Annotated in this window: 17 protein-coding genes; 7 read left to right on the top strand and 10 right to left on the bottom strand. The window is 54.6% G+C overall.

Translation table 11 applies throughout. From position 1 onward, the window contains the following. Nucleotides 1–62 precede the first annotated feature (62 nt). Nucleotides 63–788, top strand: a complete 726-nt coding sequence (locus ACO2Q8_RS16190; RefSeq protein WP_423345875.1) for a DUF3891 family protein — start codon at nt 63–65, stop codon at nt 786–788. Between the two features lie 112 nt (nt 789–900). Here the strand turns inward: ACO2Q8_RS16190 and glgX are convergent, their stop codons facing one another. The 3 genes from glgX to ACO2Q8_RS16175 form a co-directional block, all read right to left on the bottom strand. Next, nucleotides 901–2,997, bottom strand: coding sequence for a glycogen debranching protein GlgX (gene glgX / locus ACO2Q8_RS16185; protein WP_423345874.1), 2,097 nt, complete (start codon nt 2,995–2,997; stop codon nt 901–903). 195 nt (nt 2,998–3,192) lie between these two features. Next, the gene (locus ACO2Q8_RS16180; RefSeq protein ID WP_423345873.1) at nt 3,193–3,648 is read right to left on the bottom strand and encodes a ferritin-like domain-containing protein; all 456 of its coding nucleotides are present in this window, start codon (nt 3,646–3,648) and stop codon (nt 3,193–3,195) included. Between the two features lie 94 nt (nt 3,649–3,742). Beyond that, nucleotides 3,743–4,474, bottom strand: coding sequence for an OmpA family protein (locus ACO2Q8_RS16175; RefSeq protein WP_423345872.1), 732 nt, complete (start codon nt 4,472–4,474; stop codon nt 3,743–3,745). 487 nt (nt 4,475–4,961) lie between these two features. Between ACO2Q8_RS16175 and ACO2Q8_RS16170 the strand changes: the two genes are divergently transcribed. Together ACO2Q8_RS16170 and ACO2Q8_RS16165 are read left to right on the top strand one after the other, a co-directional pair. Then, nucleotides 4,962–5,150, top strand: coding sequence for a hypothetical protein (locus ACO2Q8_RS16170; protein WP_423345871.1), 189 nt, complete (start codon nt 4,962–4,964; stop codon nt 5,148–5,150). Between the two features lie 185 nt (nt 5,151–5,335). Next, on the top strand, nt 5,336–5,533 hold the full coding sequence (locus tag ACO2Q8_RS16165) for a hypothetical protein (protein WP_423345870.1): 198 nt from the start codon (nt 5,336–5,338) through the stop codon (nt 5,531–5,533). A gap of 85 nt (nt 5,534–5,618) precedes the next feature. Here ACO2Q8_RS16165 and ACO2Q8_RS16160 read toward each other — a convergent pair whose 3' ends face one another. The 3 genes from ACO2Q8_RS16160 to ACO2Q8_RS16150 all read right to left on the bottom strand — a co-directional run bounded on the left by ACO2Q8_RS16160 (nt 5,619) and on the right by ACO2Q8_RS16150 (nt 8,956). Then, entirely contained in the window at nt 5,619–6,890 is a 1,272-nt protein-coding gene (locus tag ACO2Q8_RS16160) for a beta-propeller fold lactonase family protein (protein ID WP_423345869.1), read from the bottom strand. Nucleotides 6,891–6,992: 102 nt separating this feature from the next. Further along, a complete protein-coding gene (locus ACO2Q8_RS16155) occupies nt 6,993–7,676 on the bottom strand; it encodes a response regulator transcription factor (RefSeq protein ID WP_423345868.1) in 684 nt (227 codons plus the stop codon). Further along, on the bottom strand, nt 7,673–8,956 hold the full coding sequence (locus ACO2Q8_RS16150; RefSeq protein ID WP_423345867.1) for a sensor histidine kinase: 1,284 nt from the start codon (nt 8,954–8,956) through the stop codon (nt 7,673–7,675). Before ACO2Q8_RS16150 ends, ACO2Q8_RS16155 begins: the two co-directional genes overlap by 4 nt. A 175-nt stretch (nt 8,957–9,131) precedes the next feature. On the opposite strand from ACO2Q8_RS16150, the gene ACO2Q8_RS16145 reads away from it, so the two are divergent. Continuing rightward, the gene (locus ACO2Q8_RS16145; protein ID WP_423345866.1) at nt 9,132–9,512 is read left to right on the top strand and encodes a DUF1573 domain-containing protein; all 381 of its coding nucleotides are present in this window, start codon (nt 9,132–9,134) and stop codon (nt 9,510–9,512) included. A 99-nt stretch (nt 9,513–9,611) separates the two neighbouring features. Here ACO2Q8_RS16145 and ACO2Q8_RS16140 read toward each other — a convergent pair whose 3' ends face one another. Continuing rightward, nucleotides 9,612–12,611, bottom strand: coding sequence for a S9 family peptidase (locus ACO2Q8_RS16140; RefSeq protein WP_423345865.1), 3,000 nt, complete (start codon nt 12,609–12,611; stop codon nt 9,612–9,614). Nucleotides 12,612–12,802: 191 nt separating this feature from the next. On the opposite strand from ACO2Q8_RS16140, the gene ACO2Q8_RS16135 reads away from it, so the two are divergent. Next, nucleotides 12,803–13,396, top strand: coding sequence for a TetR/AcrR family transcriptional regulator (locus ACO2Q8_RS16135; protein ID WP_423345864.1), 594 nt, complete (start codon nt 12,803–12,805; stop codon nt 13,394–13,396). Between the two features lie 33 nt (nt 13,397–13,429). Continuing rightward, entirely contained in the window at nt 13,430–14,695 is a 1,266-nt protein-coding gene (locus ACO2Q8_RS16130) for an MFS transporter (protein WP_423345863.1), read from the top strand. Nucleotides 14,696–14,702: 7 nt separating this feature from the next. Here ACO2Q8_RS16130 and ACO2Q8_RS16125 read toward each other — a convergent pair whose 3' ends face one another. Both ACO2Q8_RS16125 and ACO2Q8_RS16120 read right to left on the bottom strand, forming a co-directional pair. Beyond that, on the bottom strand, nt 14,703–15,731 hold the full coding sequence (locus tag ACO2Q8_RS16125) for a glycoside hydrolase family 130 protein (RefSeq protein ID WP_423345862.1): 1,029 nt from the start codon (nt 15,729–15,731) through the stop codon (nt 14,703–14,705). Next, nucleotides 15,728–16,669: an alpha/beta fold hydrolase gene (locus tag ACO2Q8_RS16120; protein ID WP_423345861.1), complete on the bottom strand. Its 942-nt coding sequence runs from the start codon at nt 16,667–16,669 to the stop codon at nt 15,728–15,730. Before ACO2Q8_RS16120 ends, ACO2Q8_RS16125 begins: the two co-directional genes overlap by 4 nt. 147 nt (nt 16,670–16,816) lie before the next feature. On the opposite strand from ACO2Q8_RS16120, the gene ACO2Q8_RS16115 reads away from it, so the two are divergent. Next, nucleotides 16,817–17,011, top strand: coding sequence for a hypothetical protein (locus ACO2Q8_RS16115; RefSeq protein ID WP_423345860.1), 195 nt, complete (start codon nt 16,817–16,819; stop codon nt 17,009–17,011). A gap of 10 nt (nt 17,012–17,021) precedes the next feature. Here the strand turns inward: ACO2Q8_RS16115 and ACO2Q8_RS16110 are convergent, their stop codons facing one another. Then, entirely contained in the window at nt 17,022–23,393 is a 6,372-nt protein-coding gene (locus ACO2Q8_RS16110; protein WP_423345859.1) for a family 78 glycoside hydrolase catalytic domain, read from the bottom strand. Between the last annotated feature and the right edge of the window lie 47 nt (nt 23,394–23,440).

Genomic DNA, 23,440 nt, shown 5'->3' with positions numbered 1-23,440 from the left:
CCAATGATGCCGCTCCGAACGGGGTGGCATTTTTGGTATTATCCAAAGGACCAATACAAAAAATGATTGTTACGAGCAAAGATTACGGCTGGGAGATTATTCATCAACAAGCTCACGGCTTGCTGGCGGTCAAGATTGCGGCCCAGTGGAACCCTACAAGGCGAACCAAACGCTGGATCGAAACGCTGGTTGCCCTCACCGAACACGACGACGGGCAGGAACCCTGGAAAGGCAAAAACCACCTGACCGAAGCCGGAGCGCCGATGGATTTCCGGATTGAGGAATACTCGGTAGCACAGGCTAAGCGAATGGTCGAAATCGCGTTGGAAAAAAGCCGCTGGAATGCCCTGATGGTGTCCAAACATGCTTCATTCCTGTACGAACCCATGCGGACGCAAAACCCGGAGCTGGACCGGTTTCTGGATGAACAACAGCAGAACCAGAAAGTATGGATGAAGCAGCTTGGGGTAGCGCAAAAAGAGGTTGACGAAGCCTATGCTTTTGTCCAGTGGTGCGACGCCCTGTCGCTTATTTTGTGTCAGGGCAAACTACCCGAGAACGAGCGTCGGCTGGAAATCAGCCCGGGGCCGGATGGCATTTCGTATTACATCATCCAGCGGGCCGATCAAACCGTAAGCGTTGACCCCTGGCCCTTTGAAAAACCGGCTTTCTCGCTCCAAATCGAAGCCTATCAGGTTCATCAACTGCGCTTTAGGTCCGATTCCGAACTTTATGAGTGCCTACAACAATCACCCATTGAAGAGAAGGAATGGGCGTTTAAAAAATGAGTTATGAGTTAAGAATTAAGAGTTATGACGGGGCCGCCCGGCGGTTGGCTGACGCGTTTACTAGTTGCAGCGCAACCGCCGGGCGGCCCCGTCATAACTCTTAACTCCTAATTCATTTCAGTTTCATCAGGATCACGGAGCGTCCAGCGATTTCGAACGGCTGGCGGGCCGAAATCGCCTGTGGAACCGTCGCATCGAGGTCGGTATTGATGAGAACTTCCCAGGTATGTTTCCGACCGATTTTGGGTAATTTAAAGGAAACCGGTTCCCAGAAAGCGTTCAGCAAAAGCAGGAGGTGCCCTTCGCCAATGGGTTCGCCATTTTCATCCTGCTCGTCCACTTTAGTGCCATCAATCAGCAGCCCGATGCAACGCGTAATGCCATCGTCCCAGTTCTCGGAGGTCATGGACTTCCCGTCGGTGCGGATCCAGGTAACTTCGTCGCCCTGGTAAAATTTACGGCGACGCAGCAGCGGGTGTTCCTGTCGTAAGGCTGTCAGTTGGCGGGTGAAGTCAAATTGGGCCTGATGCTCGGCAGTCCACTCCCAATTGAACCAACTGATTTCATTATCCTGGGCGTAAGCATTATTGTTACCCTGCTGCGTTCGGCCATATTCATCGCCCATCAATAACATAGGCGTTCCCTGGCTCAGAAAGAGTGTAGCCAGAAAATTACGCTTCTGCTTTTCCCGCGCCCGCAGGATATCCGGGTCGTCGGTAGGGCCTTCGGAGCCCATGTTCCAACTCCGGTTGTCGTTGGCACCGTCCTGGTTGTTTTCCCCATTGGCGTCGTTGTGCTTATCGTTGTAGCTCACCAGGTCGTTGAGCGTAAACCCGTCGTGTGCCGTAATCAGGTTGATGCTGTTGCCGGGCTGGCGACCATCGTTGTACAAATCCGGACTGCCCATCAAACGTGCAGCCAATTCACCAATCACGGTTTCGCCCCTCCAGAAATCGCGGACACAATCCCGGTATTTTCCGTTCCATTCCGACCAGTTGACAGGGAAGTTTCCTACATGATAGGCCTGTACATCCCAGGGCTCGGCAATCAGTTTCACCTGGGATAAAACCGGATCCTGCTGGATGGTGTCCAGAAAGGCCGATAACTGTCCGGCTGCATTCAGACTATGGGCGAGGGCCGTGGCCAGGTCAAACCGAAAACCGTCGACGTGCATGTCCGTGACCCAGTAGCGTAGGCTGTCCATAACCAGTTGCAGCGTACGCGGATGGTTCATATTCAGCGTGTTACCAGTCCCGGTGTAATCCATGTAATATAGCTCGTTGCCTTCGACCAGCCAGTAGTAGGCCGGGTTGTCGATGCCCCGGAAGGAGAGGGTCGGACCGTGTTGATTGCCCTCGGCGGTATGGTTATAGACCACATCAAGCACAACCTCAATACCGGCTTTGTGCAAAGCTTTGACCATTTCCTTGAATTCACGAACTGCGTGTCCGATCTCACCTTTGGACGCATAGTCACTGTGCGGAGCAAAATAAGCGATGGAATTGTAGCCCCAGTAGGTTTCGCTCGTAAACTGGTGGACGGGCATCAACTCAACCGTTGTAACCCCCAGCGATTTCAGATAGTCAATTGCTTCACTACTACCCAGACCGGCGTAGGTTCCCCGGATTTTTTTTGGCAAATCCTGGTTCTGGATGGTGAATCCCTTGACGTGCATCTCGTACATGATCGTCCGACTGAGCGGAATATCCGGTCGTTGGTCGTCTTCCCAATCGAATTCTGCATCGATGACGACCGATTTGGGAACATACGGTGCGCTGTCATCTTCCTGTGGTTTTGCAAACCGGTCTTCGTCCTGGTTATCAGGGTCGAAGGTAAGTTGCGCCAGGTGGCTCTCAACGGGTCCGCTAATGGCTTTCGCGTAGGGATCGAGCAGCAACTTATTGGGATTAAACAAAAGCCCCTGCGAAGGTTCAAACGGGCCGTCTACCCGGTAGCCGTACAACTGCCCGGGCCGAATGCTGTCCAAGTAAATGTGCCAGACGTGCTCGGTCCGTTCCGTAATGGGGATGCGTTGTGTTTCTTTTGCCGGATCATCGGCGTCGAACAGGCATAAGGTGACACCCGTAGCCCGTTCGCTGAACAGAGCAAAATTTACACCATCGCCGTCCCAGGTCGCTCCAAGTGGATAGGGTTTGCCCGGTTTAGAACGGATTTCGTCCGGGTTCTCTACAGTATTTGTGGGTTCCATACGAGTTGAAATAGCCTGTTAAAGCTTTAATTGGTTTTTGTAGTAAAGTGAAGGCCTTCCATTGCCTTGTGATTAATTCGCTTTAACCAGCTTTTTACTCAACCGGGGGAGTTGACAGATTGTTTTTAGATACAACAAAAAAGCCGTCGACCGGCACCGGTCGACGACTTTTCATAAGTTTCATGCCCCTTACACTCACACGACATTGGCAAGTCTTGACATCGAGGCATGAGCCGATTCAATCCGCTCTTTCTGCCGGAGCAGCAATTCACGGGTGCTTGCCATCAGGCTCGTATTCCGCAGAATTTCCTGGTAATCTTCAAGTGCCTGACCGTCTCCGCGTTTGCATTCTTCCACCACGGCTTTGTCGTCATTACCCGTAAAGGTGGTTTTGATGTTGATCCAGGCGCGGTGAAGGTCGGCGGCCAGGCTGGTCGTCGTTTCCGGATTGCCACCCAGCGCCCGTATCTCCCGATCCAGTTCGAGGGCGTATTCTGCCCGCTGGCGCGACTGAGCCAGGAAAAGGCTCTTCAGCTCGGTATCGTTTACATTTTCGGCAGCTTCCTGATAACCCCGTTCGCCATCGCGAGTCCGGGTTAGTAGCGTATTCAGCCGATTCAGAATTTCGCCATTCGTGTTTCCTGCTTCCATAACGTTTATTAGGAGTCTAAATGAAATAAGGCATTTCTCTACTAACCCTGAATTGGGAGGAGTGTTTGCCCATAGAATCGATATTCAGGGTCGATCAGGCATTTATTGAACCGATGGTGCCCCGTTCAGCGGCTTTCCGCAGTTTATCGTTGGCATAAATGGCAACCTCGACCCGGCGGTTTTGCTGCCGGCCGGAGCTGGTCGTGTTGTCGGCAATAGGCTGGCTTTCGCCGTATCCCTTCTCTACGATCCGATTGCCTTTAATGCCTTCCGACTGCAAGAGTTTGGCAACGGTTTTGGCCCGGCGCTCCGACAGTTTCAGGTTGTGCTCATCCGAGCCCGTATTGTCGGCATGGCCTTCGATCAGCACCTCGGTATCGTCATATTTCTTGAGTGTTTCCGCCAGTTTTGCCAGGTTCTCCCGGTTAGTTGCTTTCAGGTTAGCTTTATCGACATCAAACAAGAAATCAGAATCGAACGTAATTTTGATGCCTTCGCCAATTCGCTCGACGCGGGCATTTTCCAGGTCCCGGCGGAGTTCTTCGGCTTGTTTATCCATCCGTCGGCCAATCAGCGCTCCCGCAGCTCCTCCAACCGTGGCCCCCAGGATGGCGCCAACGGCAGTGTTGCCCGATTTCCGTCCAATCAACCCTCCGGCAACCGCACCGGCTCCGGCTCCAATGATGGCTCCACGCTGGGTTTTATTCGTTTTTTCCCGGATTGATTTGCAACCCGTCATTGTATCTGTGACCAGAATGCTGCCGGTGAGTACCAGCGCAACCGTTTTTACCTTGATTCCTTGTAGAGAATGGTGGTGAACGTTCATGGTGACTGTTACACATTGGTTTCAGATAGCCGGGCCAAATCCTGTACCAATGTCTTGCCGTTTACACAATTTACCTATTTTAATGAATTATAAATGCCAGTTTATCAGCTTTTTGCATGATTTTTGGTGGGGTTTCATCTACCTGCCTCGACTCGAATTTCGAATTGGTCCCTGAGGAAATTATCACCTGTAGATGGGGAACAAACTCCACGGAGTACCATACTATAGCTTAATTATTATATTCTCCTTTTGTTTAATCCTACTTCCACAACCGTTTCATAAAAATGTGATTTTTCGGTGATCCATTTTTTGAAAAAAAACGTTTATAATTGGTATATTTTACTGAGCGGTTACAAAAAGCATGGTATTTGGCTTAATTTGTGTACTGGTTAGTGCTAATTGAATTTACTCTACGTGTATGTATTCCCGAGATTCAACAGTTACATTGCGATTAAGGCGGAGTGTGGCCTTTCCACGACTCGCAGAGATGTTAAAGGAAGCTCGTCAATCGGAGTTCAAAACACTGATGCAGGCCATCGATTGCGCGAACAATCGGTACGTGAAAGGAAGTGACCACTGGATTTTGCGCGGAGACAATGGGGTTTATTGGGTGGTACGGCCCCGAGTGGCTGAATACCTGGTAAACGCCGGGTACGAATTAGCATTTGGACGGTGATTGATCACGACAAGCAACCACATTTGGGGGTGAAAATTGAAAATAACTTTCAGTTTTCACCCCTTCTACTTACTACTTGACCGCCTATGAGACAGCGCCTGGGTTTGGGGATCAGTTTGGTGGCAGGGTGGCTTCTGACGGGGTGTATGGCTTCAAACTGCCCGATTAAAAGTTGTCACGTCCGGATGGAACATCAACACGGTGGGCGGGTGTACCGGGGAACCTTCTTCGGAACCATGCACAGCCCGACCTGGTGGCTATCGAACCGTAAAGGAGAAGGTGCCCGGGCCTCACTGGCGAGTGACAAAAAAGGAGCGAAGAAAGATAGAGGCAGTGGAAAAGACAAGAAGGTAAAAAAGCAATTCCGCTGGGAAAGGAGTTAAGGGTTATGAATTAAGAGTTAAGAGTTGGCTGACGCATTCTACTGCGGAGCATATTAACTCTTAACTCTTAATTCATAACTCCTAACTAATAAACTTTGACCGTGTGGCAGCCTCGCGGGACGCTGATTTTGGCGGGCATTTTCTCCAGGGCCGGTTTGTCGCCTTTGGTCACTTTCCAAAACTCGATGGCACCGGTCCGGTCACCATAGTCGAGGTATTCGGAAACGGCTACGGCAATGGCATTCCCGCTTTTGTCAAATTCGATGCTTTGGGGTAAAATACCTTCAAACGGGTATTCGTTAGCGAGCGTCAGTTTGCCTTCTTTGTCGAGCGTGTACACCGACAGCGAGCTTTTTCCAGCTCCGGCGTTATTGAATGGCTGGTAGGATTGCCCGGCATTGGCAACCACGATCATCGAGCCGTCGGGGCTGACCGCCATCGCTTCACTGCTCTCGCCAGCGGCCAGTTGCGAAACCACTTTGTGTTCGCCGGGCGTATCTTCCGTGCTGAATTGAACCACAAATAATTCGCCCTTTCCGGCTCCCTGCGCATTGGCGGCTTTCTTGATATCAGAAACGACAAAGAATTTTCCATCGGGCGAGAAACGGCCGGTAGCGGGCAAACCGCCTACTTTGATCGGCTTGCCGTGCGGAACGATGTTCGGTTTTTTCGCGGCATCCAGTGAGTATTTCATCAAGCCAACTTCCTGCGTATCCTCAATGACGTACGCAATGAAATCTCCGGCCGGGCTCCAGACCAGGTCCGTGATGCGCGCGCCCGGCACCGGTGAAGGAGCCGTAATGACCCGCTTGGGCGTACCGGTATTATCAATTTCAATCAGTCGCATTTCTTTGCCCGCATCACCCGAAGCGACCGCCAGGGTGTTTCCCTGCGGATTGATGGTGACGGCGGTGGGCAGATTGCCGACGCTGACCACTTTGGCCGTTGGTTTGGCTGGTGCCAGATCGACGATAAACATCCGGGCCGCTACGGGCAAGCCTTTCACGCCTTCTTTCAAGGTAGACACGCTGTCGCCCAGTTGCCCACGACCTTCGAGAACGAACGCAAATCGTCCATTCGGTGTCACGACGGCGGCTTTGTCGTACAGGGCCGAGGAGTTAGAGATTGGTGCAGTGACCATGTTTTGGCCATTGCGATCCAGCGGGAATTTGACCAGCGTCAGCACATCACGGCTACCTTTACTTTTGTACAAGTTACCGTCTACCAGAGCCGAAGCCGACATATCGGCGTCGGAGAGGGCTACAATGCCTTTGGCCGTAAACTGAATGGGCTCCTGTTGGGCGAATGCACCCGTTGTCAATAGAGTGGCTAACGCAACCAAACGCTGTTTTTTCATGAAGGTACAAGAAAGGTTATAGTTTCAGATGTTACACAAATATAGCCCAATGCCGGAATTTTCATCACCGCATTTTTCCTTCCTGTAAATTTTATTTCGAATTCAGGCCAGAAAACGAAAGCCGATTCCGTGCAGGTTCTCGATCCGGATCGTTGTGTCCTGACTGAGCCGTTTGCGCAGCCGGGAGATGAACACATCCAGGCTGCGGCCCATGAAATAGTCGTCGTCGCCCCAGATGGCTTTCAGGATTTCATCCCGACGGATGAGCGTGTTAGGACGGGTTATCAAGTAATGAAGTACCTCGGCTTCGCGGTGGGTAAGGGTCTGGAAGTGGCCGTCTTTTTCGAGCGTGAGGTTCTGAAAATGAAACTGGTACGAGCCGATTGGTTGTGAAGAATCCGTCGGTGAGGCTGGTGATTTCCGACTCCGGCGTAGAAAGACGTTGATTTTAAGGATCAACTCTTCGATGCTGAACGGCTTGGTCAGGTAATCGTCGGCACCCAACCGGAGGCCCTGCAAGCGGTCGTCTTTGTCGGCCAGAGCGCTTAGAAAAAGCAACGGAATATGGGTGTCGACCTGGCGAATTTGCCGGGCCAGCGTAAAACCGTCGCACTGCGGCAGCATCACATCCAGAATACATAGATCGAATGGATGCTGCTCGAAACACCGCCACGCTTCGGTACCCGTCGTGCAATGAATTACCTGAAAATGAGCCAACTCCAGGTTGTCTTTCGTGACAAAACTCAGGTTGACATCGTCTTCAACGTACAACAGCAATGGTTTCATGAAGCCGTCAGCAGGTTTGCGGTCGGGGTTGTGAGTTTCAGAACCGGGGCCTGAATGGTGAAGATACTGCCAATGCCCGGTTCGCTGATCAACTGGATTTGCCAGCGATGCGCTTTCACCACTTTGCAGACATAATACAAGCCCAGCCCGAAACCTTTGACATTGTGGATATTCCCGGTTGGAACCCGGTAAAACTGCTTGAATACCGCCTGGTGGTGTTCTTTGGCGATGCCGATTCCGTTGTCCTGTACCGACCAGATCAAGAGGTTGCCTTCGTTGCGGGTCTGAAGCCGGATGTTGGGTTGGCTATTGTTGTATTTCAGGGCATTGTCGATCAGGTTGTTGATCACATTCTCCAGGTGATAGCGGTCGGCACGGATGTGGGCATTTTCGGCCCAGAATTCCAGTGTGATGTGCGGGTGAAACAGGGCCGCGGCTTCGGCCAGGAGTTGATGCAGGTCGATGTCCGTCGTTTCCAGAGCAAACTGCATTCGTTCCGATCGGGCCAGTTGCAGCACACTGCTCACCTGTTTCTGAAGTCGCAGGCTTTCTTCATGGACGATCCGGGCGTATTGCCGATGGCGCTCGGGCTGGTCGAGAATGGCGTCGGAACGGAGCACATCGGCCGCGATGCGGAGCGTTGCCACCGGCGTTTGCAGCTCATGGGTGATGTTATTGATAAAATCCCGCTGCACTTCCGTCAGCTTGCGTTGCCGCAGCACGACCACCAGCGTGTAGCCGAAAAAGACCACGACCAGCAAAACCGCAGCCGACGACACAATCCAGCCGTCCAGGTTTCCGACGATAAACCGGGTCTGATTCGGAAACCGGATGCCGAAATAATACGGATTTTCCGAGAATTTGGGCAGTGTCCGGCCGGTTTGAGCCGGTTGCCGGGTGGCGCTCGGGCTGACTAGTGCGCCGTACATCATACGGTCGGACTCGCAGTTGTAAATACCGTATTCAAATTCGGTGATCAGGTTGTGATTGCTGAGCGAGGTCTGGATGTAGTGTTCGAGCGTGGCCGGATCGATGGGCGAGTCGGTATTGACTACGAAATAATCGGGCGAAAGCTGCCGGACAGCCGCGCAACTAGTCGTAATGCGGTTGTGCTGCCCAACACGTTCGGCCACATCCTGCAACGCAATGAAGGCAGTTTGCCGGAACTGCCGTTCCCGCAGTGCATAGGCGTTGCGCACCCAGACGATCTGCACCGTAATGATGCCAATGATGGAGATGACCGACAGAATGATCAGAATACGGAAAACACGTCGCGACATGCAGGTTTTGCTGAAAAAGTAAAAACCGGAAACCAAAAGTCGGTTTCCGGCGGCTAAAAATCAACCCGTTAACAACTCGTTAACAACCATTCGCTACCTATTAACAGCCGCCAATCTTCCGCGCCGGTAGTTTTGTGGTGTCGATCTGATCGATTTACCACTAAACACAAACACCATGAAACGCATTTTGCTGATTGCTTCGGCCTTGTGGCTTACGGCCGCCACGGTCCTGATCGCCCACTCGATGCTGGCGGTTTTCAAATGGGACGAAACCACGCACGATTTTGGGAAAATCAAACAGGGAAAACCGGTTGTGGCCGAGTTCTCCTTCAAAAACCAGGGCGGGGCACCGCTGGTGATCACCAACGCCCGGGGCTCCTGCGGTTGCACGGGCGTCGATTATCCCAAAGAAGCCATCCTGCCCGGTAAAGCCGGAACGATCAAAGCCACCTTTAACGCGGCATCGGCCGGGGCTTTCAACAAAACCGTCACCGTCGAATCCAACGCCGAGGGCGGTACCAGCGTCCTGACCATCCGGGGCGAGGTGATTCCGTAATGAAAATAGGTTAAGGTTAGTAAACAACAACTACGAAGAATGAAAGGCCCGCTAAACTTTGATGTGTTTGGCGGGCCTTCGCGGTTTAAAAACCGGTTTTCAATACTTCATAATACCCAGTTCCTTTTCCACGGCCGAGCGGCCATCCTTCATCCAGGCCGGTTGGGGCGCATCTTTCAGGTAATAATTGAAGAACTGGTACATCCGGATGCTCAAATCTTTGGCGTTGTGCCGCTGGGTCAGGTTGTGATCTTCGCCGTTGTAGACCAGCAGCCAGGCCGGTTTGCTCAGGCGTCGCAGGGCCGAATAAAACTCGATGCTCTGGTACCAGGGCACGGCCCCGTCCTGGTCGTTGGCCATCAGCAGCAGGGGCGTCTGAATGCGGTTGGCGTAGAAAAGCGGGGAGCTTTCGATGTAGTTCATCGGTTTATCCCAGAGCGTTCCGCCGATGCGGCTCTGCGTTTTTTCGTACTGAAACATCCGGCTCATGCCCGTTCCCCAGCGAATGCCGCCGTAGGCGCTGGTCATGTTGGCGACGGGCGCTCCGGCCATCGCGGCTTTGAACAGGTTGGTCTTCGTGACAAGGTACGCGGTCTGATAACCACCCCAGCTCTGGCCCTGCAAGCCGATGCGGTCGCGGTCGACGAAGCCTTTTTCGATCAGGCTCAATACACCCGGAACGATGCAATCGTACGCATTCTGGCCCGGCATTCCGGTGGTGTACACGATGTCGGGAACGAACACCAGATAGCCGTTCGAGACGCAGTAGGCCATGTTGATCGTCGAGCGGCTGGGGGCCGGGGCCTTGTAGTCGTTCAGCGTTTCGGCGTTGCGCTCGTAATAATACACCAGCATCGGGTACTTCTTTTTCGGGTCGAAGTCGTCCGGTTTGTAGAGCAGCCCTTCCAGCCGGACGCCGTTGTTGCCCACCCAGTTGACCAGTTCGACGCTGCCCCAGCGAACGCTGTCCTGCTGCGGATTGATGCGGGTCAGTTGCTGCGGTTCAGCAAACGTTGTATCCGTTAAATACAGATTGATCGGTTCGCGGAAATTGCCTTTATGGAACGTCAGCGTTGGAGCGTGTTTCGCTTTCGACAAGCTGGCAAACCGGTAAGCGCCCTGCGCGAGCACCACCGGTTCGGCGGCTGGCTGGCTGATTGGTTTCCGCAAAATACCGGTCGATTTGTCTTTCTCCCAAAAGCCAGTCAGCCAGAGGTCACCGGTCAGGTCGATGTGCTTTTCATCCGGGTCAAGGTCGACGCGCCGAAGCCGAATGCGGTTTTTGCGGCCGTATCCCGCCGTCAGATTCACCGGTTTTTCCTGGCCAGTCGGATCAATTTTCCAAAGATCGAAGCGGTCGTAGATCAGCACGTAGCGGTCGTCTTTCGTCCAGCCTGCCGCGCCATAGCTGCCCGGTAGGTCGGGCGTGTCGTGTTCTTCGTCGAAAAACCGCACCGGGATGCCGCGCGTCAGGTCCAGGCGTTTACCTTCGGTAATCGACCAGGCCTGCCAGAGTGAATCCCGCTCGTTATACCACCAGGCGTAGCGGCCGCCGGGCGAGAGTTGGGCGTACGACACCCGAACGTCGTTCACAATCCGGTTTTTCTGGCCGGTTTTGGCGTTGATCAGGTACAGGTCCATTTGGCCGGGATCCCACATGCTGTTGATCTGATACGGTAAATTGCTCGTTCCCAGCCAGTACGGGTGATCGAACTTCGGGTCGATCTGCACATTCGGAATGTCGCGGTTGCCGAGTTGGGTGATGTTGCCGGTCGTCAGGTCGCAAACCGCCAGAAAACCGCGTTCTTTTTCCTGCTTCAACTGCTTGAGCTGCATGGGTTGGATGGTCGGATCGTTCCAACTCCAGATGTCAACTTTCACCCGCTCCTCGTCCAGTTGCGTCGAGTCCTTGATTGGCTTGGGTGGCAGGATGGAGGAGGCAAAATAGAGCCGTTTCCCATCGTCCGAAAAGTTCGGGGTGCGGTATTCGTTCACGTTCCAGCCTTTCGGATAGGCTTTCGTGAGCGTGTCGGCCAGCACGACGGTTTGTCCGCTTAATCCGGCAAATACCGGCGGGGCGTTCCGTTTTCGGGTTTTGCCGACTGCCAACGGAGCCAGTCGTTTGTAATACAATGCGTACGCCCGTACGTCGGCTTCGGCGCTGTCGGCCGTGGCCAGCCAGGCCAGTTGCGTGCCGGTTTTATCCACGGCGAGTCCTTTGTACACCTTGCGTTTCGAACTGGTGTCGATCAGCATTTCGTTTTGCGTGCGAGTGTTGAAGACAAACACACCGGCTTTTCGCAGGGTGTCGTTGACGGCATCTTTCGTGTAAAAAATGGTGTTGCCATTCTCCGAAACGGTTACGTTGGTCACATAGCGAAACGATTGCGTTGCGCCGGTTTCCAGGTTCAGCAGAATCAGGTCATCGCCTTTTGGTTTTTTGGCTGCAACGGATGCCCGGGTGCGGCTGGCGGGTTTGGCGCTCAGCGAATCTTTTTTGACGCCTTTTTCTTCCGTATGTTCCTGCAAAATTGCCGCCCATGAACCACTTTCCTTGGGTAGCATGTACGATTTGACGTTGGCGAACCCGATGCGGTTTCCGGTTTCCAGGTTAAACACCAGCAGGCTGTCTTTCGGCAACTGGTCGGGTTTTACTTTTTTCTTTTTAGCGGTTCGGGTGAGCCGGGCAGGCGCTTTCAGTCGCATGACCAGAAACCGGCTGTCGGGCGTAAACTGCGCCATATGGCCCCGTGCAAACACATACCGGCGCTCTGATTGAGTTTGTGGGGCCTTTGCGGACGGGCTAAAGCCCGCCGGTACGGTTGGTTTTCCGGCTTTGGCCTGCAGTTGATTGTCGGTTGTGGTTGGAGCCTTTAACGAACCGTTTCCCGACACCATAACGACTTCCAGAACCCCGTCGCCATCCTGCGGATCGATCTGGTAACAAAGCCATCGTCCATTGTTGGAATGTTTTTCAAACCGGACGCTTTGCCAGCGGTCGTAGTCGGTGTGGGTCAAAGGCCGTTTGGGTTGTTGAGCAAACAGGATAGTAGGTACTAAAACAAAAAAACAATGCAGAAGAAAAGCGCAGCAACGCATAGATGAAGGGGGTTAACAACTGACCAAGTTACAAAAAATACAACAGTCTTGAACTTGGATTACACAGATTCGAGGATTAAAGGGATTCGCTACCGCAGTCTTTTATATCCCAGCTAATCTTTTAATCCGCGTAATCCAGGTTCAAGACTATTTTTTGGAAATAAAAGAATGTTCGTTTATTTTTGCTGCACATGAGATTACGCGACGAAGCAAAAGAACGGGCGATTCGGGAAAAAGCCATTAAGATGATCGTAGAGGAGGGTCTCGACGGACTCAGCATGCAGAAACTGGCGAAGGCTGCAGGGGTTTCACCGGCCACGATTTACATCTATTTTAAAGATCGGGAAGATCTGATCATGCAACTTTATTTCGAAGAGTCGATGCGCATGAGTGAGATCACGCTGAACGGCTTCAATCCAGACATGCACTTTGAGGAAGGGTTGCGGATTCAGTGGAAAAACCGGATTCGCTATTGCCTGGACAACCCGCAACGCATGCAGTTCATGGAGCAGATGCGACACTCGCCTTTTCACGAAAAGTTTCGACAGGAGGTCAACAACCCGTTCATCTCGGCCATGCGGACGTTTGTCAGGAACGCCATCCGTCGGAATGAACTGGCTAGATTGCCGGTCGAAGTCTACTGGTCGCTGGCGTTTGCACCGCTTTACCAACTGGTCAAATTCCACCTGTCGCGGCACGGTTTACCCGAAACGGGCAACTTTGAACTAACGGACGACCTCATTGAACAGGCGCTCGAACGCGTCATCAAAGCGCTGAAACCCTGATCATTCCGAATTGTCACACAAATACACCTGAACATGCAAATTGCTGAAACCAAAACCGCCTTCACCGCCTACGAAAAAGCCATCATTGGTATGCTGGCTTTCATCCAGTTTACGGTTATCCTGGATTTTATGGTCTTGTCGCCCCTGGGCGCTCAGTTGATGCAGGAACTGAACATCTCCACGGCACAATTCGGCTGGGTGGTGTCGGCTTACGCCTTTAGCGCCGGGTCGGCGGGGTTGCTGACGGCCGGTTTTGCCGACCGCTACGACCGTAAAAAGCTGCTGCTGTTTTTCTACAGCGGTTTTGTGCTGGGCACGCTGCTGTGCGGCATTGCGCCCGACTACCACTTTCTGCTCATCGCCCGCATTGTAACCGGTATTTTCGGGGGTGTGATTGGTTCGATTGGCTTTGCGATCATCACCGATTTGTTTGCGTTTCAGGTGCGGGGCCGGGTCATGGGCGTGGTGCAGACGGCTTTTGCCGCCAGTCAGGTGCTGGGAATTCCGCTGGGGCTGTACCTCGCGAATACGCTCGGCTGGCACGCACCGTTTCTGTTAATCGTTGGCGTTAGTGTCGTGGTCGGCATTGCGATTGTGATTTACATGAAACCAATTACGGCCCATCTGAAGCTGCAATCCGAACGCAACCCGTTTCAGCACCTGCTGCACACGGTTTCGCGACCGAGCTACCTGCGCGGTTTTGCCAGCACGACCCTCCTGGCAACGGGCGGTTTTATGTTGATGCCGTTCGGCAGCGCCTTCGCGATTCATAACCTGGGCATCGCGCAGACCGATTTACCGCTGATTTACATGGTCACAGGCGTTTCGGCCATCCTCATCGGCCCGCTAGCCGGGAAGCTCAGCGACCGCATCGGCAAGTTTCCGTTGTTTTTCTACGCGTCGATCTGGGGCATGGCGGTCGTGATTTTTTACTGCAACCTGGGCATTACCCCGCTCTGGGAGATCATGGTAATCAACGTGTTGTTGTTCGCCGGTATTTCGGCCCGGATGGTGTCGTCGTCGGCCCTGGTGTCGGGCGTGCCGGACCCGCAGGACCGGGGCGCGTACATGGGCGTCAACTCCTCGGTCTCGCAGGTTTCCGGCGGGATTGCCTCGATGGTTGCCGGATTAATTGTGGTACAAGCCGCCGATGGTTCGCTGGAGCGGTACGACTGGCTCGGGTATATTGTAGCCGCTACGATGGCCATCACGATTGTGATGATGTACGGGATCAATCAGTATATCAACCGAAAACAGGCGGCTGAGGCTGCGCAGAAGGTAACGACGTACGGCGGGTAAAGCGGGTCTACCCCGCTACCAACTCCGCCACGCCAACGCAGTAATCCGCAGCCCCGTAGTAGACCAGAATCCGGCCGTCGGGCGTCTGCACCCAACCATTGCTGAACACCACGTTCGGAAAAAAACCGACACGCTCCCAGTCGAGTTCGGGCGTCAGCAACGGAGACGTCGAGCGGTCGAGCAGGCGGGTGGGGTCGTTGCGGTCGAGCAGAGCTAGCGCCAGCGCGTATTCGTGATCGACGCTCGCGCCGTGGTAACACACCAGCCAGCCTTCGTCGGTCAGCATGGGTTCGGGGCCGGCCCCGATTTTCAGGTGTTCCCAGTCGGTTCCGGCGGCTCCGAACACAAACCGGTGATCACCCCAATGCACACCGTCCGGCGAACGGGCGATCCAGACCGACGGTTTTCCGATGTCCGATACCATCGGGCGGTGCAGCATATAGTAGTAGCCATTGATTTTTTCAGGAAACAGGCAGGCGTCCTTGTTCGGGGGCGGAATGACCATGCCTTTTCGTTCGAAGGTCACAAAATCCTTCGTCACAATCAGCCCGACTCCGGGGCCATTTTCCGAAACCGCCGTGTAGGTAATCCAGTATTGCCCCTCCAGAACCGTTATCCGGGCATCCTCCACGCCAAACGACTCGTCGGCGCGTTCAGGAAAAATGAACGGTTTTTCGTCGACCGTAAAGTGAAGGCCATCGCGGCTGCGGGCCAGCCGGAGGTGGCTGAGCGAGGTCAAATACACCTGATCGTCAATCGGAACCACGCGCGGGTCGTAGTCCCCTTCCGGTTCCGGAAAGGTTTTGATCATCAGTTGAAAATGGCCGTCCAACTCCTTCACGATCGGCACCTGAATTTTTCCGGCCTGGGTTTCCACCGCTTCGGCCACCCGGAGCAGAAGAATAATTTCGTCGCCCAGTCGGCAGGCTGCAGGGTTGAAGGCCCCCATTACCTGAAATTGCGGATGCGACGGTTTTACGTCGGAAGCGGTTAAAATCGGGTGGTCCGTGAGTCGCCGGAGTTGGTACGGTTTCATCGGTAACGGGTGGCAGTGATGTACGATTTAACCGGAATGGGTTGCGGTTTTACGGATTGAACGTACGAATTCAGGATATTAACGATGATTTCGGTCATATACTCCCGTTTGTTGAAAACAATATCATGCCGGTTTTCGGGCAGCAGAAACTCTTTGGATTGTGCATTGATCAGGTGCGAACGACCAAAGGAAACGTTCGTGGGGAACACCAGATCGTCGCGCTGGCCGTGGAGAAACGTAACACTGGCTTTGATTTTAGGCCAGTCGGGCAGAATTTCGGTGAGCGCTTTCCGATGAGCCAGCTTCTCGTCGTTGGCCAGCCGCAACAGGGGCGGCACCAGCCAGCGAAGGGGTGGTTGATCCACGACGTGGCTGATGGGATAGGTTCTTTCCAGACCGGGACCCAGCGCCGACGATACAAAGACCACATGGTCGATTATATTGGGGTTGTTCATCGCCAGCCGGGCCGACACCGATCCGCCGTAGGACGAACCGACGATCATAAAGTAGGCCGCCTTCTTATAGCGCTCAATCAGGGGCTGCAGGAGTCGGGCTTGTTTGATAATCGACGTTTCGACCCGCCCGAAGTCCGAGTACCCGTACCCGGGTCGATCGACGGCCACCAGCCGGGCGCGATTTAGGAGGGTCGTATCCTTGAAAAAATTGGTAAAAAACGACAACGAGCTGGGAGCACCATGAACGAACAACACCACCGGCAGTGAGTCGCGTCCCGGTTCTTCAGTAGCCATGTACCGGATGGTTCGGTCGCCGACGGTGTACCGGTGAATCACCGGCTGAACCGGGGCATCGCGAAATTTTTCGGCTAGTTCGGCATCACTGTCCCGTGATTCAATCCAGTGCGCTGCGGTCAGCAGACCGGCAAAAACAACAAGAATTACGATAAATGCCCAGCGAAGGACGCGCAAAAATAATCTCATACTCCTAATAAAACCCCAATCTTTCTTAAGGTTTAACTAAATCCAACCAGAAAGAGTTTGGACTTCTGCTTTCCGTTGCCCGAATGCGGGGCGTCGCAAACAATCCGGTCGGGCAACGGTTACGAAAGAAACCGCATAGACAACTGCATGGAAGAGCTGCCAAAAACTGACGAAGAAATTCATCGTGATGCCATTGGGCTGGAAACGAAACCGGAGTTGATGAATCCGGCCGACAACCCGCAGGAAGATCCCGGCGATTCGCTCGAACCCGAACCTGGCACGGACACGCATGATACCGAACCGGGAACCGGCCTCGCGATTGAGAATGCCGGTTCCCGATGATGGGGGAACCTTATCGGTGCAGAATCACCCGACTGCTGTGGGTTTGCTGCCCGGTTTTGAGCTGAATAATATACAGTCCATTTGCCTGTTGAACCAGGTCAAATGTTTCCTGCTGAACCTGCCCGGTTCCTACAACCGGCCGGGTGTGCAGCGATCGCCCGGCTGCATCTGTCACCCGAAGCTGGGCTTTCTGGCTTTCGGCTAACCAAAACCGGGCGACAACATGCCCATTCGTTGGATTCGGCGTTACCGTTAAACCGACAAGCGGCTCGTTGGCCGGGAGGGATTCTTGGCCGATTCGCTGGTTGGGGGAACAGGTCAGCGTTTTGGGCGACCACATCAGGACGTACGAATTCCCGTAAACACGCCCCCAAATCGTACGGGGCTGCCCGGTTTTCAGGCTCGACGGAACCACAAACGAGTACCCGTGAACGCCATTGCCCTTCCCGGCATTTTTCAAATCTTCGCGGTAGATATTGGCTGAAGTGGTGCCCACCGATTTGGCGGTAGCGAGCGTATTGCCCTCCAGAAACTCAACCGTAACGGCCGCGTTGGGTTGATCCCGGTTCCAGACCCAGCCTGCAAAAATACCGCAATCGACCACATCCAGAAACCCTTCAAAATTGCCAGTCACAACCGGGGCATTCACCGTGAGTGAAAGGGTCAGGTTGGTTCTTGCACTTTTATTATCCGTCGCAGAATAGGTCAATGTATGTGTACCGGAAGCCGTTGGCGTTCCGCTGATGGTCCGGTTGCCGGTATTGAAAGACAGCCCACCGGGAAGCCCCGTCAGGCTATAGGTCAAGGGGCCGTTTTCCGGATCAGTGAATGCGGCCAAAGTCGTTGTAAAGGCCTGGCCCACTGTGGCCGTCAGCGGACCGATGCCGGGGGCTACCGGCGCTCTGTTGGCAGGGGCCGGATTTGTAACTGTGATAACAACGGTCGTCGATGCCGTCGTTTTGCCATCGTTTGCGGTGTAGATCAGACTATAAGAACCGGTTTGCGTGGGTGTGCCGCTGAGGGTGCGATTGCCGGTATTGAACGACAAACCGGGTATGGTGCCGGTCAGGCTGTAGATCAGGGCATCGTTGTCAGCATCGGTGAAAACTGGTAGCGTTGTAGCAAAGGCTTGCCCGGTGGTAGCGCTGAGTGGGCTAAGCATGGGGGCAACGGGGGGACGGTTGACAGGCGGTGGGGGTGTGGTTGTGCCCTCGCAGGTTAAGGTTTTGGGAGCCTGCCGCAGCACATAGGCGGTGCCTTCGACCCGCGCCCAGATCGTATGGGTTTTGTTGTCTTTCAAACTTTCGGGAACCGCAAAGCTGTAACTGTGATTGCCATTTCCTTTGTTGGCATTTTTCAGATCCTGCCGAAAAACGTCGGCCAGGATGGTGCCGATGCGGGTGGCGGTGTTGAGTGTGGCTCCGTCGAGAAATTCAACAGTCAGCGGCAGATTGGGTTTATCGCGGTGCCAGACCCAGCCCGAGAAGACCTCACAGTTGACTGTCGACAGGTAACCGTCGTAACCGGCCAGACTCAGAGCGGTTGATGAGGTAGCTTCCGATACAATCAGGCTAACGGAGGTTCGGGCCGTCAGGTTCTGGTTGTCAGCGGCCGCATACGTCAGGCTGTACGTGCCGGTGGTTGCGGGCGTTCCATTCAGTACCCGGTTTCCGGCGTTGAATGCCAAACCGGGCACGGTGCCTGTCAGGCTGTAGGTCAGCGGACCATTTTCGGGATCAGTAAAAACCGGCAGCGTCGTGCTGAACGTCTGGCCGACCGTGGCCGTCAGGGAGACGCTGGCCGGAGCAACGGGCGGCTGATCAACCGGAGCCGGATTTTCAATCAGGAGTGCGACGACCGTCGATGCCGTCGTTTTGCCATCGTTAGCGGTGTAGGTCAGACTGAACGAGCCGACCTGAGTAGGCGTTCCGCTCAGCGCCCGGTTTGAGGGATTGAACAACAGACCCGGTACGGTTCCGCCCAACGTGTAGGTAAGGGCATCGTTGTCGGGATCGGTGAAAACCGGCAGCGTCGTGCTGAACGTTTGCCCGGTGATGGCGCTCAAAGAAGCGATTGTTGGCGCTACCGGTGAACGGTTGGGGGCAGGTGGGGGCGTGGTTGTACCTTCGCAGGTCAGCGTTTTGGGAGCCTGCCGCAGCACATAGGCGGTGCCTTCGACCCGCGCCCAGATCGTATGGGTTTTGTTGTCTTTCAAACTTTCCGGAACCGCAAAGCTGTAGCTGTGATTGCCATTTCCTTTGTTGGCATTTTTCAGATCCTGCCGAAAAACGTCGGCCAGGATGGTGCCGATGCGGGTGGCGGTGTTGAGTGTGGCTCCGTCGAGAAATTCAACGGTCAGCGGCAGATTGGGTTTATCACGGTGCCAGACCCAGCCCGAGAAGACCTCACAGTTGACCGTCGACAGGTAACCATCGTAACCGGCCAGACTCAGGGAAGGTGGGGTGGCGGCATCGATGACCGAAACCGTGACCGAGGTGCTGGCCGATAGATTCTGGTTGTCGGTGGCCGCATACGTCAGGCTGTACGTGCCGGTAACTGTCGGCGTTCCGCTCAGAGTCCGATTGCCGGTATTGAACGACAGGCCCGGCACCGTTCCGCTCAACGTATAGGTTAATAGACCATTTTCGGGATCGGTAAAAACCGGCAGGTTCGTGGTAAGAGCCTGTCCTACGGTGGCTGTCAGCGAGATAGTGGATGGTGCAACGGGCGGCTGGTTGACCGGGATCGGATTGCTCACGCTAATTGTGAGGGTTGTTGAAGTCGTAACTTTGCCGTCATTGGCCGCATAGGTCATCGTAAAAGAACCGGCCTGGGTCGGTGTTCCGCTTAGGGTCCGATGGCCAGTGCTGAAGGTCAAACCGGGTACCGCGCCGGTCAGGCTGTAGGTCAACGGATCGTTGTCGGCATCGGTGAAAACCGGCAGGGTGGTGCTGAACGCTTGCCCGGACACCGCCGTTAAGGAAGCAATAACCGGAGGGACCGGCGGCTGGTTGACGGGCGGGGGTGTCGCCGTTCCCTCACAGGTCAGCGTTTTTGGGGACCATTTTAAGACATAACCCCCTTCGGCCCGGCCCCAGATCGTGTGCGGTTTATTGTCTTTCAGACTTTCCGGGACCAGAAACCGGTAACCGTGGGCACCGTTGCCTTTGTTGGCATTTTTCAAATCCTGACGGTAGATGTCGGCCAGCGCCGAGCCAATGAGCGTAGCCGTTTCGACAGCAGCTCCTTCCAGAAACTCGACGTTGAGGGCCAGATTGGGCTTGTCACGGTTCCAGACCCAGCCCGTAATGCTGTCGCACCGAACTTTGTCCAGATAGCCTTCGTAGCTGCCGAGGTTAGCCGTGATCACAAGGGATAAAACCGCCGTCGTGGATGCCCCCTGCGGATCGGTGGCTTTCGCAGTCAGCGGAAACGTACCGGCCTGCGTGGGCGTTCCGCTCAGCACACGGGTTTGCGCGTTGAAACTTAGCCCGGCCACGGTGCCACTGAGGGCATGGGTAACAGTACCACCTTCGGGGTCGGTAAAAGCCGGAATGGTATAGGAATACGCTTTGTTGATCTGACCGGCGGGCGGATTAAAACCGGGGGCCACGGGCGGACGGTTTTCGTACTCCTCAGGTGTTGAAAGAAATTCGTATGAACCGGAGCCTACCTGAAAAAGCGCCCGGCCATCTTCCATGCGCAGAAAGGTGACACCGTCTGCCTGGTCGGCGGGTTGGTTGCCTTCCCGCACTGACGCCAGATTATTGGCCGGTACGGCCACGAGTGCGGTTGTGTTGCCCGGAACTGTGATTTTCCAGCGGAATTGTTGATCGCTGACCGTCCATTCACTGGCAACAGTGCCATAGGCCGACGCAAATGTAGAACTAACCCGGTTCAGGTTTCCGGTCGGAACCGGCCGCATCACGATGGATTTAAAGCCGGGATCACCCGCTTTAATACCCGCCAGGTTTTCGTATAACCAGATGGGCATGTCGCCCAGCAACATGACGTGATTGTAGGAGTTCATGAACGACGGGGCGCGGTTTCCGTTCCATAATTCCCAGGTTGTCGTCGCGCCGTTTTGAACCATGTAGCCCCAACTGGGGTAAGCCGTGTTCGTCGCCAGCCGGTACGCCAGATCGGCCCGCCCGTTGGTGGTCAGGGTTCGCATGAGCCACTGTGTTCCGACGACACCCGTGCTGATGTGGCCGTTGTATTTGCCTTCGATGACGGCCGTGATCTGGTTGAAAACAGCGGTTTTGCGATCGTCCGGCACCAGTCCGCAGGCCAGCGCCACCACGTTGGCCGTCACGGTATTGTTGCTGTATTGATTGGTCGCCGTATTCAAAAACTGCTGATTAAACGCCGTTCGCACCAACGCAGCGCGGCTGCTGAATGACGTCTGATCCGCTACATTGCCGGTCAAAACCGCAAACCGTTCCATGACCTTCAACACATAATAATAATAGGCGGTATTGAGCAGGGTTCCATCGGTTTTCCGGGCCGGATCTTCGGATTTGGTCAGGAACATCGATTCCGGGGGCAAGGCCCAGTCGCCATACTCATCGGCTTCCTGGATGTAGTCGTTGCTGAATTTTTCGAGGTAAGTCACCCATTTTTTCATCGACGCGTAATGCTTCCGAATCGGCTCGTCATCGCCAAATTGCTCGTACAACATATTGGCAATGAGTACATAGGCCGACGGCCAGGTGACGCTGGGGGTGTTGTACTTCCAATAGGTTGGGACGATATCCGGGATGCCGCCGTCCGGTTTCTGAGCGCTCTCGATGTCGTCCAGCCATTTGGCATACAGGCTTTGATTGCCGTATAGAAAACTTTCGCCCGTCGACACCATCGCCCGGTCGCCGAGCCAGCCCTGCCGTTCGTCGCGCTGCGGGCAGTCGGTCGGAATACCCCGGTAATTCCCCCGCACCGACCAGACGGCGTTATGGTAAATCTTGTTGAGTAAGTCGTTCGAGGTTGTGAACGTACCGGTTTGCGGCAAATCGTCGTGAACGATCCGACCTTCAAGCGTCTCCGTAGTGGGCGTACCCGGAAAACCGGTCAGTTCGATGTAGCGAAAACCGTGGTACGTAAACCGTGGTTCCCAAACTTCCTCGCCCGAGCCTTTCAGCGTGTATACATCCTTGGCTTCGGCGGTGCGGAGATTGTCGGTCGCCAGGCTACCGTCGGTGTTGAGGGTTTCGGCAAACCGCATCGTGACCTGCGTTCCGCGTGCTCCTTGAACCGTTAGCCGCGTCCAGCCGACCATGTTCTGCCCCATGTCAATGATGTACTTTCCGGGTTCGAGTTGCCGCACCGATACGGGTTTCAGGGTCTGAACAACCCGGATGGGCGGGTTCATCTGGGCTTCGAGCCGACTAGCCGGAGCGTTGACAACCTGGGCGGTTAGCCAGTTGCTGGCGTCGTAGCCGGTTTTGTCCCAGTTGGTCAATTCCCGCGTGGCGTCGTATTCTTCGCCGTCAAACTCGTTGTTGGCCCGGATGGGTCCGTCGGCGGTTACTTTCCAGGAATTGTCGGTGACAATCGTTTCGGTCGAGCCGTCGGTATACGTGACTTCCACCTGTAAACGAAGTTTTGGATAGCCGTAATGCGTGGTCGCCGGTACCTTCGGCTGGGCCACCCGTACCGCGAAATACCGCCCATTGCCGAGGGTTACTCCAAACGCGTTGTCGCCGGTTTTCAAATAGTCGGTTACATCAAGAGTATTATACAGCACCCGCTTGTCGTATTCGGTCGGACCCGGAGCCAAAACCGCGTCGCCGACTTTCCGGCCATTGAGTGCTAACTCGTACAGGCCCACCCCGCTGACGTAGGCGGTGGCCTTTTTAATCGGTTTTGACAAATTTGCCTGTTTCCGGAAATACCGGGCCGACAAGCGGGTGTTGACCGCCCGGGGCGCATCCCAGTCGAATGCCTGCTCCAGCCCGATCCACTGGGCCGTCCAGTCTGTGGCTTTCATCAAGCCCATCGACCAGCTGGCGGGCTGGCTCCAGACGGATTCCACGCCGTCTTTGCTCCGGATTTTAACTTTCCAGTAACAAACCTGGCGGCTGCTGAGGGCCGAACCGCCGTACGGTATCCATTGCGAACGGTCGCTGTTTACTTCGCCTGAATCCCAAAGGTCGCCCTGGTTCTGGCTGAGTTTGTCCAGGGACGAAGCCACCAAAATCTGGTATTTCGCCTGTTGCAGGTTGCGCTGGTTGCTGGTCAGAATCCAGCTTAGTCGGGGGCTTGGTTTGTCGAGCCCCTCCGGATTGGTCAGGTTTTCGGTTCGCAACGCCGTGATGGCAATCGTTCGTTGGGCCAGGGTAGGGAAGGAGAACCAAAGAAAAAAGGCGTAGAAAGTCCACTTCATAGAGGTGTATTGGGAGATAGGATGCCGTTGAGTTTAGTGGTGAACAG

It is taken from the genome of Larkinella sp. VNQ87 (assembly GCF_049445795.1).
Classification (GTDB): Bacteria; Bacteroidota; Bacteroidia; order Cytophagales; family Spirosomataceae; genus Larkinella.
The sequence above is the reverse complement of the archived record's forward strand: the minus strand, read 5'-3'. Positions and strand labels throughout refer to the sequence as shown.

What these genes read in the sequence shown, in the direction of transcription:
- ACO2Q8_RS16190 (WP_423345875.1), top strand. Translation starts at nt 63, where the DNA reads ATGATTGTTACGAGCAAAGATTACGGCTGGGAGATTATTCATCAACAA.
- glgX (WP_423345874.1), bottom strand. Translation starts at nt 2,997, where the DNA reads ATGGAACCCACAAATACTGTAGAGAACCCGGACGAAATCCGTTCTAAA.
- ACO2Q8_RS16180 (WP_423345873.1), bottom strand. Translation starts at nt 3,648, where the DNA reads ATGGAAGCAGGAAACACGAATGGCGAAATTCTGAATCGGCTGAATACG.
- ACO2Q8_RS16175 (WP_423345872.1), bottom strand. Translation starts at nt 4,474, where the DNA reads ATGAACGTTCACCACCATTCTCTACAAGGAATCAAGGTAAAAACGGTT.
- ACO2Q8_RS16170 (WP_423345871.1), top strand. Translation starts at nt 4,962, where the DNA reads ATGTTAAAGGAAGCTCGTCAATCGGAGTTCAAAACACTGATGCAGGCC.
- ACO2Q8_RS16165 (WP_423345870.1), top strand. Translation starts at nt 5,336, where the DNA reads ATGGAACATCAACACGGTGGGCGGGTGTACCGGGGAACCTTCTTCGGA.
- ACO2Q8_RS16160 (WP_423345869.1), bottom strand. Translation starts at nt 6,890, where the DNA reads ATGAAAAAACAGCGTTTGGTTGCGTTAGCCACTCTATTGACAACGGGT.
- ACO2Q8_RS16155 (WP_423345868.1), bottom strand. Translation starts at nt 7,676, where the DNA reads ATGAAACCATTGCTGTTGTACGTTGAAGACGATGTCAACCTGAGTTTT.
- ACO2Q8_RS16150 (WP_423345867.1), bottom strand. Translation starts at nt 8,956, where the DNA reads ATGTCGCGACGTGTTTTCCGTATTCTGATCATTCTGTCGGTCATCTCC.
- ACO2Q8_RS16145 (WP_423345866.1), top strand. Translation starts at nt 9,132, where the DNA reads ATGAAACGCATTTTGCTGATTGCTTCGGCCTTGTGGCTTACGGCCGCC.
- ACO2Q8_RS16140 (WP_423345865.1), bottom strand. Translation starts at nt 12,611, where the DNA reads ATGCGTTGCTGCGCTTTTCTTCTGCATTGTTTTTTTGTTTTAGTACCT.
- ACO2Q8_RS16135 (WP_423345864.1), top strand. Translation starts at nt 12,803, where the DNA reads ATGAGATTACGCGACGAAGCAAAAGAACGGGCGATTCGGGAAAAAGCC.
- ACO2Q8_RS16130 (WP_423345863.1), top strand. Translation starts at nt 13,430, where the DNA reads ATGCAAATTGCTGAAACCAAAACCGCCTTCACCGCCTACGAAAAAGCC.
- ACO2Q8_RS16125 (WP_423345862.1), bottom strand. Translation starts at nt 15,731, where the DNA reads ATGAAACCGTACCAACTCCGGCGACTCACGGACCACCCGATTTTAACC.
- ACO2Q8_RS16120 (WP_423345861.1), bottom strand. Translation starts at nt 16,669, where the DNA reads ATGAGATTATTTTTGCGCGTCCTTCGCTGGGCATTTATCGTAATTCTT.
- ACO2Q8_RS16115 (WP_423345860.1), top strand. Translation starts at nt 16,817, where the DNA reads ATGGAAGAGCTGCCAAAAACTGACGAAGAAATTCATCGTGATGCCATT.
- ACO2Q8_RS16110 (WP_423345859.1), bottom strand. Translation starts at nt 23,393, where the DNA reads ATGAAGTGGACTTTCTACGCCTTTTTTCTTTGGTTCTCCTTCCCTACC.